Raw genomic sequence first — 13857 nt, forward strand, 5'->3', positions numbered from 1 at the left:
CACCGGACTGCGGACGGTTCGGACTGGCTCGGTGCCGTGGAGCGGCCCCGTGCCCTGTTCATACGCCACGGCGGTCCCCGGCGTTACCGTATTCGCCAAGGATCACGAATACGGGGGCCGGGCACCAGCGCGTTCGGCGAGCGGGACGGGTTCGGTCCGTCGGCCGGGAACGGAACATTCCCGCCGGCCCCAGGGTCTCGGTCCGTAGCCTCAGTCCCAGGATCCCCTGGCAGCTGGCAGGTCCGCGATCTCGGCCAGGTCCCGAGCGGTCAGCGCGAGGCCGACGGCCGCCGCGTTCTCCATGGCCCAGCGCTCCTGTTTGGCGCCCGGCAGGGGCACCACGTGCCGGCCCTGGCCGCGCGCCCAGGCGAGTGCCACCTGCGCCGCGGTCGTCCCGTCGCCGTGTCGTCGTGCGATCCGACGAAGTCCTGCCACCACCGGCTGGTTCGCCGCCATCATCTCCGCGGTGAACCGGGGATGCCGGGCCCTCGGGTCGTCCGGCTCGAAGCCGCTGCCGGGCGTCAGCGTCCCGGTGAGGAATCCGCTGCCCAGCGGCATCGCCGCCAGAAAGCCCACGCCGCGTGCCTCGCACCAGGGAAGCAGGTCCGCCAGTGCTTCGGGCGACCACACCGACAGTTCGGCCTCGACCGCGCTGACGGGGAACACCTGTTGTATGCGTTCCAGCTGACGAATCGTTCCCGCATGGTGACCGGACTCCGTGCCGCCCGCGTACCGTCCCGCAGTGCCCGACCGGCCGGGCCGGGCGGCACCCGTGCCCGCACCGGAACGGCGTGCCGTGTGCGCCCCCACGGCGCAGAGCCCGAGCGCACGCACCTTGCCCGCCTGGACCAGCTCGGCCATGGCGCCCCAGGTCTCCTCGACGGGCACCTCCGGATCCGCCCGGTGGAGCTGGTAGAGATCGATCACATCGGTGCCGAGCCGTCGCAGCGAGGCGTCGCATGCCCGCCGGACATATCCGGGGCGCCCGTTGGCCACGACGTGTTGGTCACCGCCCACGAGCAGTCCGACCTTCGTCGAAACGAACGCGTCCCGTCGCCGCTCCTTCAGCACTCGGCCGAGCAGCAGTTCATTGGTGAAAGGTCCGTACATGTCGGCGGTGTCGAGCAGACTCACTCCGGCGTCGAGCGCCGCGTGCACGGTGCGCAGTGAACGGTCGCTGCGCTGCTGTGATCTGGTGTAAGCCCAGCTCATCGGCATACAGCCGAGGCCGACCGCGCCCACTTCGAGCGCCCCCGCGCCGATTGTCCTGCGCTCCACCTTGCCCGTACCCCTCCTCGTGCCGCCCCCCAAACTAACCTCTGGGCGCCGTCGCGGATCGCATAGCCTCCTGACCATGAACGCAGCAGACGTCTGGCTCCCCGTCGAGGCCGATGAGATCGAGGGACTGCCCACCCCGGAGGGGTCGGGGTTCACCTACCGGTTCTGGGACGGCGGCGAGAAGTACCCCGCCGATCCGGCCGACTGCGCCTTCTATGTCGTCCCCTACCTGAAGCCCACCGAGGTCGCGGTACGGCCGCTCGCCGCCATGACGTCCGTTCAGGTCGTCCAGACCCTCAGCGCCGGTATCGACCATGTGGAGCCGGGACTCGGCTCGTTGCGCGCGGGCGTGTCCCTCTGCAACGCCAAGGGTGTGCACGAAGCGAGTACCGCCGAGTTGGCACTCGCCCTCGTCCTGGCCTCGCTGAGGGGCATTCCCCGCTTCGTGGAAGGCCAGCGGGAGGAGGAGTGGCGGGCCGGTTTCTATCCCGCGCTCGCGGACAAGTCCGTGCTCATCGTCGGCTACGGCTCGATCGGCGCGGCCATCGAGGACCGGCTCACTCCCTTCGAATGCGCGCGGGTGGCGCGCGTCGCGCGCTCCGCACGTGCAACGGCGCGCGGTGAGGTGCACCCACTCGTCCGGCTGCCGCTCCTGCTCCCGCAAGCGGACGTGGTGATCCTCTCGACTCCGCTCACCCCAGCCACCCGTCACCTGGTGGACGCCGACTTCCTGCGCCGGATGAGGGACGGCGCCCTGCTGGTGAACGTCGCTCGCGGGCCGGTCGTGGACACCGAGGCCCTGATCGACGAGACCGCCACCGGCCGGATCACCGCCGCCCTCGACGTCACCGACCCGGAACCCCTGCCGCCGGGGCATCCCCTGTGGCATGCCCGAGGCGTGCTGATCAGCCCTCATGTCGGGGGCTCCACCTCGGCGTTCATGCCGCGCGCCAAGCGTCTGATGAGGGACCAGTTGCGCCGGTTCGCGGCCGGGGGCCCGCTGCACAACGTGGTCCTCACCACACGCTGACAAGCCCTTCACAAGTCCCTCCCCGGCGCGCCCTGTAGACGGGCGGGTACTACGGGCCGACACTCAGTGAAGTCATCCGGATGCTACGCGTGTTGGCGGCGACCGCAAGTCGTCACTCAGCGTAGAGAAACCCTGTCGCTGAGTGACGAGACTGGTGTATCGTCCCGACTTGGGGGCTGCGTCGTATACGGGGCGGCGCTACCGGAGCGTTCAGGACTTCGAGGGGGCGACGGGCGATGCACGGCCAATGGACCAGCAATCCGAGCAGCAATCCGACCGACCATCCGAGCGGCAATCCGGCGAACCATCCGAGCCGCCGACCACTCTCGCGCAGACCGGCCCCGGGGGCACCGAGGCGCGCCCTGCGGCGCCTGCCGAAGTGCCGTTCCGGAGGGCGGAGCCGGTTGAGCCTGGCAGGAGTGGGGCGGTGACGTCCCGGGGAGCCGTGCTGACGCGCTCGCCCGTCTCCGACGGCGGTCAGAGCCGGCTGCCCCGGGTCTTGCTGGTGGTGGCCAGCGGCGGCTACGCCACCGGTGCTGCGCTCGGCTGGGGCTCCCAGCAACTCGCCATGATCATGGGCGACTTCGGACTGAGCTTCGCCGCACTGCTCGCCGCGGTCTCCTGCTTCCTCCACGCCCGCACGCGGGGCGTGCGGTTTCGGCCCGCATGGATACTGTTCGCGGTCTCCTCCGCCATGGCTTCGTGCGGAAACGCCGTATGGGGTTGGTACGAGGTGGTGCTGGGCGTGAAGGTGCCGAGCCCCTCCCTCGCCGACGTCTTCTTCCTCTGCTTCGCACCACCGGCCATCGTCGGTCTGCTCGTGCTCGCCAAGCGCCCGGTGACCCGGGCCGGATGGGTCTGCCTCGCCCTGGACTCCTGGCTGATCGGCGGTTCCCTGCTCACCCTCTCCTGGAGCCTCGCGCTGGCGCACACCGCGCACACCCAGGGCGAGACCGTCACGGAGGCGGCGCTGTCGCTCGCCTACCCGCTGCTGGACATCGTCCTGGTGAGCATGGTCCTGGCCCTGCACTTCAGACGGTCCAACGCCAGCCGCCCGGCCATCAACACCGCGATCGCGGCCCTCGCCCTCACCGTGCTCTGCGATGCCCTGTTCACTTCCCCGCTGCTGCGCGAGAGCTACCGCTCCGGCCAGTTGCTCGACGCCGGCTGGTTCGCCGGATCGCTGCTGCTCGCCTACGCGCCCTGGGGGGTGCGCAGGATGGAGGCGGGCGCGGCCCAGTCGCGCGGGCCCAGACCCCCCGGTCATCCGGCCTTCAGTCGCCCCATCACCGGCTCCCTCGCGGCCCTCACGCCCTATCTGGCGGCTGCCGTCTGCACTCTGGGGATCCTCTACAACGTGACAGAGGGCCGCCGGGTGGACCGGGTGGTGCTGATCACCGGCTGCACGGTCGTCCTGGCGCTGGTCGTCCGCCAGGGCATCATGCTGCTGGACAACATCGCGCTGACCCATGAGCTGGCCCAGAAGGAGAACCATTTCCGTTCCCTCGTCCAGGGTTCGAGCGACGTCATCATGATCGCCGCACCGACCGGTGTCCTGCGCTATGTCAGCCCGGCGGCCGCGGGAGTGTACGGGCGGGACGCGGACGAACTCATCGGCTCCGAGCTGGCCTCGCTGATCCACCCCGAGGACCTGGGGCGTGTGGTCCACGAGGTGCGCCGGTTTCTGGCCGCCCGGCAGTCCGACGAGCCCACCACCCGCATCGAGTGCCGCTTCAGGTCCGGCACCGGTCACTGGCTCAACGTGGAGTCCACGGTCAACCGCCATGAGGGCGGGCTGATCTTCAACAGCCGGGACGTCACGGAGCGCGTGCGCCTCCAGGCGCAGCTCCAGCACAACGCCGAACACGATCCGCTCACCGACCTGCCCAACCGTGCGCTGTTCACCGAGCGCGTGCGCCAGGCGCTCGGCGGCCGCAGGGCCGGTGACGCGGGGACCGCCGTGCTCTTCATCGACCTGGACGGATTCAAGGCGGTGAACGACCGGCTCGGCCACCAGGCCGGCGACGAACTGCTCATCCAGGCCGCACGCCGGCTCCAGGAGTCGGTGCGGGCGGGCGACACGGCCGCCAGGCTCGGCGGCGACGAGTTCGCCGCGCTCATCCTCGGCCACGGCGCCAGGGACCTCGCGGCACACCAGCGGCAGGTGCAGGAGATCGCGGATCGGCTGCGCCAGACGCTCTCCCAGCCCTATCGCGTCGACGGCAACGAGGTCCGGGTCGCCGCGTCCATCGGCGTGGCCTTCGCCGAGCCCGGGATCACCGCGGGCGATCTGCTGCGCCACGCCGACCTGGCGATGTACCGGGCCAAGGCGGCGGGCAAGGACCGGGTCGAGCTCTACGTGCCCCAGATGCAGACCGACACTGGCCGCCGGGGAGAGCACCCGGGCCGGGCGCGCCGCTCCCGCCATGATGGCGAGTCCGTACTGCTCCACCAGCCCGTGGTCAGCCTCGACACCGGGCGGATCACCGCCGTCGCCGCCCAGCCGCGCTGGCGGTCCGCCCAGGGCATCCTCTTCACACCGGCCGAATTCCTCCGCTTGTCCGAGGACGGTGGCGGCAGCCCGGCGGAGCCCGGCCGCAGGCTCCTCGAAGAGGCGGTCGAACAGGCCGCCGAGCGCAGTCGCCTCGGCCATGACGTCCCCGTCATCCTCCGGCTGTCCGCGCGACGACTGCTCGACCGGTCGATTCCGCTCGGCTCCATCGAGGCGTCGCTCACCCGGCACGGGCTCCCCTCGGGTGCGCTCGTGCTGGAGATCGCCGACAGCGACCCGCGGATCTCCTTCGACGAACTGGAGCAGCGCCTGCTGACCCTGCGCCGCCTCGGGGCCCGGATCGCCCTGGACGGCTTCGGCAGCGGATACGCGGCGATCAACGCCCTGCGTAGACTGCCCCTGGATGTGCTGAAACTCGACCGCGGGCTGGTCGAGGGTGTGGTGGAATCGGCCAGGCTGCACAAGATCACCGCCGGACTGCTGAGGATCGCCTGCGACCTCGGGATGGAGTCCGTGGCGGACGGTGTGGACGAGCCCGAGCAGGTGCTCGCCCTGCGCGCCATGGGCTGCACCCACGGCCAGGGCGCGGCGTTCTCGGGACCGCTGGACGAGTACCGGCTCCGCCGTGCGCTGGTGCGCGGTGAGTATCCGGTGCCCGGACCGGACGTTCCCGGAGCCTGGCCGGTTCTCAGCGGTGGCTGCCTCCCGGCCGGGTCGGCGGCACCCACAGGCTCCGACCTCATCGGACGTCAGCCAACCCGCTCAAATAATGAGACGCCTGTCCCACCCACTTGACAGTGACCGTGCGTCGGGTGGAGGGTCAGTGCCATGCGCACCCGAATTCTCGTACTTGGAAAGCGCGTCGGCTAGCAGGCCCTTGCACAGGCCTGTATCGCACCGGCGCGCTCCCCTCGCTTGCCTCACGGCACGAGGGGTTTTTTGTTGCACCGGCACGGCGCCCCACCCCGCAAAATCCCCGCAAAAACCCTCAGCTTCGAGAAGAGAATGCCGATGACCGAGCAGGCCACCGGGGCCCACCATCCGCAGCCGCGAGCCCGTACCGGCGGAGGGACCTCCGCCGTCGAGCACGTCACTGGCGCGCAGTCCCTCATCCGCTCTCTCGAGGAAGTCGGGGCCGACACCGTCTTCGGTATCCCCGGCGGCGCCATCCTCCCCGCGTACGACCCGCTGATGGACTCCTCCCGGGTCCGCCACATCCTGGTCCGCCACGAGCAGGGCGCTGGCCACGCCGCGACGGGCTACGCGCAGGCCACGGGCAAGGTCGGAGTGTGCATGGCCACCTCGGGGCCGGGTGCCACCAACCTGGTCACCCCGATCGCCGACGCCCATATGGACTCGGTCCCGCTGGTCGCGATCACCGGCCAGGTCGCCAGCAAGTCCATCGGTACGGACGCCTTCCAGGAGGCGGACATCTGCGGCATCACGATGCCGATCACCAAGCACAACTTCCTGGTCACCAAGGCCGAGGACATCCCGAGGACGATCGCCGAGGCCTTCCACATCGCCGCCACCGGACGCCCCGGCCCGGTCCTGGTCGACATCGCCAAGGACGCCCTCCAGGCGCAGACCACCTTCAGCTGGCCCCCGGGGACCGACCTGCCCGGCTACCGGCCCGTCACCAAGCCGCACGCCAAGCAGATCCGCGAGGCCGCCCGGCTGATCACTCAGGCCAAGCGCCCCGTGCTGTACGTCGGCGGCGGTGTCCTCAAGGCCCGCGCCACCGGTGAGCTCAGGATCCTCGCCGAGCTCACCAACGCCCCGGTCACCACCACGCTGATGGCGCTGGGCGCCTTCCCCGACAGCCACCCGCTGCACGTGGGAATGCCGGGCATGCACGGTGCGGTCACCGCTGTCACCGCCCTCCAGAAGGCCGATCTGATCGTCGCCCTCGGTGCGCGCTTCGACGACCGGGTCACCGGCAAGCTGGACAGCTTCGCCCCGTTCGCCAAGATCGTGCACGCCGATATCGACCCCGCCGAGATCGGCAAGAACCGCGCTGCCGACGTCCCGATCGTCGGCGACGCGCGCGAGGTCATCGCCGACCTCATCCAGGCCGTCCAGGCCGAGCACAACGACGGCCACACCGGCGACTACACCGCCTGGTGGCAGGACCTCAACCGCTGGCGCGAGACCTATCCGCTGGGCTACGACGTGCCGGAGGACGGCAGCCTCTCGCCGCAGCAGGTCATCCAGCGCATCGGCCGGCTCGCCCCCGAGAACACGATCTTCGCGGCGGGCGTCGGCCAGCACCAGATGTGGGCCGCCCACTTCATCGGCTACGAGAAGCCGGCGACCTGGCTGAACAGCGGTGGAGCGGGCACCATGGGCTACGCGGTCCCGGCCGCCATGGGGGCCAAGGCAGGCATGCCTGACCGCACCGTCTGGGCGGTCGACGGCGACGGCTGCTTCCAGATGACCAACCAGGAACTGGTCACCTGCGCGCTGAACGGCATCCCGATCAAGGTCGCGATCATCAACAACGGTGCTCTGGGCATGGTCCGGCAGTGGCAGACGCTGTTCTACAACGAGCGCTACTCGAGCACCGTGCTGCACTCTGACGAGACGGGCCACCACACCACCGGCTCCCAGCTCGGCGCGTCCACCTCGCCCCGCAAGGGCACCCGCATCCCGGACTTCGTCAAGCTGTCCGAGGCGATGGGCTGTGTCGCGCTGCGCTGCGAGGACCCGGCCGATCTGGACAAGGTCATCGCCGAAGCCAACGCGATCAACGACCGCCCGGTCGTGGTCGACTTCATCGTGCACGAGGACGCCATGGTGTGGCCGATGGTCGCCGCAGGCACCTCCAACGACGAGGTCATGGCCGCCCGTGGGGTCCGCCCCGACTTCGGCGACAACGAAGACGACTGAGCGACCAGCGAGAGTAGAGAGAGACACCACGACCATGTCCAAGCACACGCTCTCCGTCCTGGTGGAGAACACCCCGGGCATCCTCGCCAGGATCGCCGCGCTGTTCTCCCGCCGCGGCTTCAACATCGACTCGCTCGCCGTCGGCGTCACCGAGCACCCGGACATCTCCCGCATCACCATCGTCGTCAATGTGGAGGACCTCCCGCTGGAGCAGGTGACCAAGCAGCTCAACAAGCTGGTCAACGTGCTGAAGATCGTGGAGCTGGAGCCGAGCTCCGCAGTCCAGCGCGAGCTGGTCCTGGTGAAGGTCCGCGCCGACAACGAGACCCGCTCCCAGATCGTCGAGATCGTCCAGCTGTTCCGTGCCAAGACCGTGGACGTCTCGCCCGAGGCCGTCACCATCGAGGCCACCGGATCGAGTGACAAGCTGGGGGCCATGCTGAAGATGCTGGAGCAGTTCGGCATCAAGGAGCTCGTCCAGTCCGGCACGATCGCCATAGGGCGCGGCGCCCGGTCCATCACCGATCGCAGCCTGCGCGCCCTCGACCGCAGCGCGTGACGCCGGTGTCCGGGCCAGGGCCTGTGTCCAGGCCACCCGCCCGGATGCCGAGACCCGAAGTCCATCCTTCCCCTCGCCGCCGTACGGTGGACGCAACACCAGAAAACCAAGGAGAAACCCAGTGGCCGAGCTGTTCTACGACGACGACGCCGACCTGTCCATCATCCAGGGCCGCAAGGTCGCGGTCATCGGCTACGGCAGCCAGGGCCACGCCCACGCGCTGTCGCTCCGTGACTCTGGTGTGGACGTCCGCGTCGGTCTGCACGAGGGGTCCAAGTCCAAGGCCAAGGCCGAGGAGCAGGGTCTGCGCGTGGTGACGCCGTCGGAGGCCGCCGCCGAGGCCGACGTCATCATGATCCTCGTCCCGGACCCGATCCAGGCCCAGGTGTACGAGGAGTCCATCAAGGACAACCTGAAGGACGGCGACGCCCTGTTCTTCGGCCACGGCCTCAACATCCGCTACGGCTTCATCAAGCCTCCGGCCGGTGTGGATGTCGCGCTCGTCGCTCCCAAGGGCCCGGGCCACCTGGTCCGCCGCCAGTACGAGGAGGGCCGCGGCGTCCCCTGCATCGCGGGTGTCGAGCAGGACGCGACCGGCAACGCCTTCGCCCTGGCGCTCTCCTACGCCAAGGGCATCGGCGGCACCCGTGCCGGCGTCATCAAGACCACCTTCACCGAGGAGACCGAGACCGACCTGTTCGGTGAGCAGGCCGTGCTCTGCGGCGGTACCGCCGCGCTGGTGAAGGCGGGCTTCGAGACCCTGGTCGAGGCCGGCTACCAGCCCGAGATCGCGTACTTCGAGTGCCTCCACGAGCTCAAGCTGATCGTGGACCTGATGTACGAGGGCGGCCTGGAGAAGATGCGCTGGTCGGTCTCCGAGACCGCCGAGTGGGGCGACTACATCACCGGCCCGCGCATCATCACGGACCAGACCAAGGCCGAGATGAAGAAGGTCCTCGCCGAGATCCAGGACGGCACGTTCGCCAAGAACTGGATGGACGAGTACCACGGCGGCCTGAAGAAGTACAACGAGTACAAGACCCAGGACGAGAACCACCTCCTGGAGACCACGGGCAAGGAGCTGCGCAAGCTCATGAGCTGGGTGGACAACGAGGAGGCGTAGGGTCCTCCGTTCGGGTCAGGCCGCACCAGGGCACGCGAGCCCGGCAAGATCCGAACGAATGGCGGCGCCAAACGCCTCGGTGCGGCGGGTCCTCCCGGGGGGACCCGCCGCACGCGGTCGGACAGGTCGCCCGACGCGTCATCGTGTACGTCGCCGGCCCCGGGTTCGACACGGATGGGTGATCCTTCCGCCAAGGCGGGAAACCATCCCCCCATCACCACTAGAGTGGTCGATATATACGCGTCAGGTCAGGCCCACAGCGTCGTGCGTCTTCCACGCGGCTAGCCCCTCCACCGCCAGGCGGCCGTCGGGACGGCCGTCTTCCCTCGTGGCTCTCCGAGCACGGGGGCGCCATCAGGACCAGTGAGGACACACGTGAGCACTGCGCCCCGCAAACCCGTCGTACTCATCGCCGAAGAGCTGTCACCCGCGACAGTCGACGCACTCGGCCCGGACTTCGAGATCCGGCACTGCAACGGCGCGGACCGCGCCGAGCTGCTGCCCGCCATCGCCGACGTCGACGCGATCCTCGTCCGCTCCGCCACCAAGGTCGACGCCGAGGCCATCGCCGCGGCGCGCAGGCTGCGGGTCATCGCCCGTGCCGGTGTCGGCCTGGACAACGTCGACGTCTCCGCCGCAACCAAGGCCGGCGTGATGGTCGTCAACGCCCCGACCTCCAACATCATCACCGCAGCCGAGCTGGCCTGCGGTCTGATCGTCGCCACCGCGCGCCACATCCCGCAGGCCAACACCGCGCTGAAGAACGGTGAGTGGAAGCGCTCGAAGTACACCGGCGTCGAGCTCAGCGAGAAGACCCTCGGCGTCGTCGGCCTCGGCCGGATCGGTCTGCTGGTCGCCCAGCGGATGGCTGCCTTCGGTATGAAGGTCGTCGCCTACGACCCCTATGTCCAGCCCGCGCGCGCGGCCCAGATGGGCGTCAAGCTGCTGGCACTGGACGAGCTCCTGGAGACGGCGGACTTCATCACCGTCCACCTCCCGAAGACGCCGGAGACGCTCGGGCTGATCGGCGACGAGGCATTGCACAAGGTCAAGCCGACCGTCCGCATCGTCAACGCCGCCCGCGGCGGGATCGTGGACGAGGAGGCACTGTTCAGCGCGCTCAAGGAGGGCCGGGTCGCCGGCGCCGGCCTCGATGTCTATGCGAAGGAGCCCTGCACGGACTCCCCGCTGTTCCAGTTCGATCAGGTCGTCTGCACCCCGCACCTCGGCGCGTCCACGGACGAGGCGCAGGAAAAGGCCGGGATCTCGGTCGCCAAGTCGGTGCGGCTGGCCCTGGCCGGTGAACTGGTGCCGGACGCGGTCAATGTCCAGGGCGGTGTGATCGCCGAGGACGTGCGCCCGGGCCTGCCGCTCGCAGAGAAGCTCGGCCGGATCTTCACCGCCCTGGCGGGCGAGGTGGCCGTCAGGCTGGACGTCGAGGTCTACGGCGAGATCACCCAGCACGATGTGAAGGTGCTGGAGCTGTCCGCGCTCAAGGGCGTGTTCGAGGACGTGATCGACGAGACCGTGTCCTACGTGAACGCTCCGCTGTTCGCCCAGGAGCGCGGAGTCGAGGTCCGGCTCACCACCAGCTCCGAGTCCCCGGACCACCGCAATGTGGTGACCGTGCGCGGCACGCTGTCCGGCGGCGAGGAGATCGCCGTTTCCGGCACCCTGGCCGGTCCCAAGCACCTCCAGAAGATCGTCGCCGTCGGTGACTACGACATCGACCTGGCGCTGGCCGACCACATGGTCGTGGCGCGCTATGAGGACCGTCCGGGTGTCGTCGGCACCGTCGGCCGGATCCTCGGCGAGGCGGGTCTCAACATCGCGGGTATGCAGGTCGCACGGCAGTCGGAGGGCGGCGAGGCGCTGGTCGTGCTCACCGTGGACGACACCGTCCCGGCGCAGGTGCTGTCCGAGATCGCGGAAGAGATCGGCGCGACCGCGGCCCGCTCGGTCAACCTGGCCGACTGAGGGCCGACGGAGGACGGCTGACGCCGGTTCACATCGGCTGAGCGCATTCGCTCTGTGCACGCACCCGCCGCTCACGCGGCGGGTGCGCTGCGGTCCCGGGATCGGCGGATCGGCCCCGGCCCTCAGCGTTGGAGCCTGGCCGACTTGAGCGCCATGTGCAGCAGCAGCCGGTCCTCGCCCTTGTCCAGATCCAGCCCGGTGAGCTGCTCGACCCGGGAGAGCCGGTAGTAGAGCGTCTGACGATGGATGCCGAGCTCCGAGGCCGCACGCCCCGCCTGCCCGGCGCAGTCCAGGTACACCTCTGCCGTACGGGCAAGTTCGCCGTGCGCGGGCCCGAGCAGGGGGCTCACGGCGGGATCCGGCGCCGATGCCCGGGGCAGGGCGGTGAGCAGCCGGTAGGGGCCGATGACGGACCAGTCCGCGACCGGGCCGAGGCGGGGCCAGGCCTGTGCGACACGGGCCGCTGCCGAGGCCTCGCGCCAGGAGACGCGCAGTTCGCCGATGCCACGGCGGGGAAGCGCCACTCCCGCGCTGCCGCCGAGCCGTCCGGCAGCCGAGTGCGCGGGACCGGGGGACTCCGGGGAGCGCAGCCGTACGAGCGCGGCGAGCGCCTGGGGCGGGCGAGGGGGCCGGGGCGCAGCGGAACGGGGTGACCGGGGCTGGTCGGCGGTTGGTCCTTCCGGTTGACCGGCGGCGCCGCGTGGGCCGCCGGACCATGGCCACGGCATCAGGCACAGCGCGGACACACCCGGGACCGTTCGCGCGGAGGGAGCGTCCGGTGAGTTCCACGGCGCCACACAGACCAGGGTGTGGGGTCCGTCCGCGTCCGGGCCGAGGGCGGTGCGCAGCGTGGCGAGAGCAAGGTCGTACTGCCAGTCGCGCTCCGCGGTCAGCGCCGCGCGCAGTTCCCGAGACAGATCAGCACCGACCCGCTCCTCGTCCGCGAGCAGCACTCCGATCCGTTCAGCCACCTCCATGGCGGCGTCCATCCTGTCCCGCGCAGGACCCGGCTCGGTGTCCAGCAGCCAGACATAGCCGAGTACCACCCCGCGATGGCGGACGGGCAGGCACAGCCGGTCGCGGAACACGCCCGCATCCGGGGCCGCCGGGATGCGCACCGGGCCGGTCGCCCGCGCGATGCCGAAGCCCTCGAACCAGGAGCGGACGGCCGGGGTGGACTTCCTGGTCAGGATGGAGCGCGTACGGACCGGGTCCATCGCGCTGTCGTCCTCGCTGTCGTGTGCGCCGAAGGCGATCAGTGCGAAGTCGCGGTCCTCCAGGGTCGCGGGGGCGCCCAGCAAGGCCGAGATCTCGTCCACCAGCTCTTGGTAATCGCCCTTCACCCGCACATTCTCCCATCGGACCACCTCTGCTTCAGACAAATGTCTGAAGTGCGGGACACGGATGCGTGACAGCTGTCGATGGCACGCTCACGGAGCGATATTTAGGTTTCACGGTGGTTCCCCCGTGCCGATCCCGGACCATCCGGTTCCGGCCGTCCTCGACCCCCTTCCGTGGAGGTGCCCCGTGCTGGGTCCCGTGATCCTCGCCGCGTCGCGCAGCGGCATGTTGCGCCGTCTGGTGTCCGCGGCCCCGGTGACCAAGCCCGTCGTCAACCGGTTCATCCCCGGTGAGACAGTCGATGAGGTCATCCCGATCGTCGTGGATCTGACCAGCCGCGGACTCGAGGTGACGCTGGACGTGGTGGGCGAGGACATCACCACCCGCGAGCAGGCCGCGGCCGCCCGTGACGCCTATCTGGAGCTGATCGGGCGCCTCAAGGAGTTGGACCTGGGCGCCAGGGTCGAGATGTCGGTGAAGTTGTCGATGTTCGGCCAGTCCCTCGACGGCGGCCATGAACTCGCGCTCGCCAACGTCCGCCCGGTGGTCGAGGCCGCCGCGGAGATCGGCACCACCGTCACGCTCGACGCCGAGGACCACACCACCCTCGACTCGATGTTCGCGATCCACGAGGAACTGCGGAAGGACTTCCCGGGGACCGGCTGCGTCATCCAGGCCTATCTGTTCCGCACCGAGGCCGATGCCCGCCGGCTCGCCGCCGCCGGCAGCCGGGTACGGGTGGTGAAGGGCGCGTACAAGGAGCCCGGGTCCGTCGCGTATCCGGACAAGTCGGAGATCGACAAGGCGTACGTCCGCATCCTGAGGATTCTGATGGAGGGACAGGGGTACCCGATGATCGGGTCCCACGACCCGCGGCTGATCTCGATCGCACAGGAGCTCGCGCGGCGTGCCGGGCGCAAACTGGACGAGTACGAGTTCCAGATGCTGTACGGCATCCGCAGCGACGAACACCTCCGGCTGGCGGCCGAGGGCCACCGGATGCGCGTCTACACGGCGTACGGCACCGACTGGTACGGCTACTTCATGCGCCGTCTGGCTGAGAAGCCGGCCAACCTGCTGTTCTTCGTGCGCTCGATGATCACCAAGAACTGACCTGGATCTCACCGGGCAACGACCCAGATCCGACC

The 13857-nt window shown here is 69.8% G+C and carries 9 protein-coding genes; 7 read left to right on the forward strand and 2 right to left on the reverse strand.

The window, feature by feature from the left end; all coding sequences use genetic code 11:
- Nucleotides 1–210: 210 nt before the first annotated feature.
- Complete coding sequence (locus V1460_RS08535) at nt 211–1278, reverse strand: aldo/keto reductase (RefSeq protein WP_338673112.1); 1068 nt, start codon at nt 1276–1278, stop codon at nt 211–213.
- 76 nt (nt 1279–1354) lie between these two features.
- On the opposite strand from V1460_RS08535, the gene V1460_RS08540 reads away from it, so the two are divergent.
- The 6 genes from V1460_RS08540 (at nt 1355) to serA (ending at nt 11368) form a co-directional block, all read left to right on the forward strand.
- Nucleotides 1355–2308 (forward strand): 2-hydroxyacid dehydrogenase, encoded by a 954-nt coding sequence (locus tag V1460_RS08540; protein ID WP_338673114.1) that lies wholly within the window; start codon nt 1355–1357, stop codon nt 2306–2308.
- Between the two features lie 427 nt (nt 2309–2735).
- The gene (locus V1460_RS08545; RefSeq protein WP_338673115.1) at nt 2736–5615 is read left to right on the forward strand and encodes an EAL domain-containing protein; all 2880 of its coding nucleotides are present in this window, start codon (nt 2736–2738) and stop codon (nt 5613–5615) included.
- A gap of 210 nt (nt 5616–5825) precedes the next feature.
- Nucleotides 5826–7709 carry an acetolactate synthase large subunit gene (locus V1460_RS08550; protein ID WP_338673117.1) on the forward strand — a complete coding sequence of 628 codons (1884 nt, stop codon included), beginning with the start codon at nt 5826–5828 and terminating at the stop codon, nt 7707–7709.
- 34 nt (nt 7710–7743) lie between these two features.
- A complete protein-coding gene (gene ilvN, locus V1460_RS08555; protein WP_338673119.1) occupies nt 7744–8268 on the forward strand; it encodes an acetolactate synthase small subunit in 525 nt (174 codons plus the stop codon).
- A gap of 121 nt (nt 8269–8389) precedes the next feature.
- Nucleotides 8390–9391: a ketol-acid reductoisomerase gene (gene ilvC / locus V1460_RS08560; protein WP_338673120.1), complete on the forward strand. Its 1002-nt coding sequence runs from the start codon at nt 8390–8392 to the stop codon at nt 9389–9391.
- Nucleotides 9392–9766: 375 nt separating this feature from the next.
- The gene (serA, locus tag V1460_RS08565) at nt 9767–11368 is read left to right on the forward strand and encodes a phosphoglycerate dehydrogenase (protein ID WP_338673122.1); all 1602 of its coding nucleotides are present in this window, start codon (nt 9767–9769) and stop codon (nt 11366–11368) included.
- Between the two features lie 122 nt (nt 11369–11490).
- Here serA and V1460_RS08570 read toward each other — a convergent pair whose 3' ends face one another.
- Nucleotides 11491–12711 (reverse strand): helix-turn-helix domain-containing protein, encoded by a 1221-nt coding sequence (locus tag V1460_RS08570; RefSeq protein ID WP_338673123.1) that lies wholly within the window; start codon nt 12709–12711, stop codon nt 11491–11493.
- Nucleotides 12712–12895: 184 nt separating this feature from the next.
- On the opposite strand from V1460_RS08570, the gene V1460_RS08575 reads away from it, so the two are divergent.
- Nucleotides 12896–13822 (forward strand): proline dehydrogenase family protein, encoded by a 927-nt coding sequence (locus V1460_RS08575; protein ID WP_338673124.1) that lies wholly within the window; start codon nt 12896–12898, stop codon nt 13820–13822.
- The last annotated feature ends 35 nt before the right edge of the window (nt 13823–13857 follow it).

The organism is Streptomyces sp. SCSIO 30461 (assembly GCF_037023745.1).
Classification (GTDB): domain Bacteria; phylum Actinomycetota; class Actinomycetes; order Streptomycetales; family Streptomycetaceae; genus Streptomyces.

What these genes read in the sequence shown, in the direction of transcription:
- V1460_RS08540 (WP_338673114.1), top strand. Translation starts at nt 1,355, where the DNA reads ATGAACGCAGCAGACGTCTGGCTCCCCGTCGAGGCCGATGAGATCGAG.
- V1460_RS08550 (WP_338673117.1), top strand. Translation starts at nt 5,826, where the DNA reads ATGCCGATGACCGAGCAGGCCACCGGGGCCCACCATCCGCAGCCGCGA.
- ilvN (WP_338673119.1), top strand. Translation starts at nt 7,744, where the DNA reads ATGTCCAAGCACACGCTCTCCGTCCTGGTGGAGAACACCCCGGGCATC.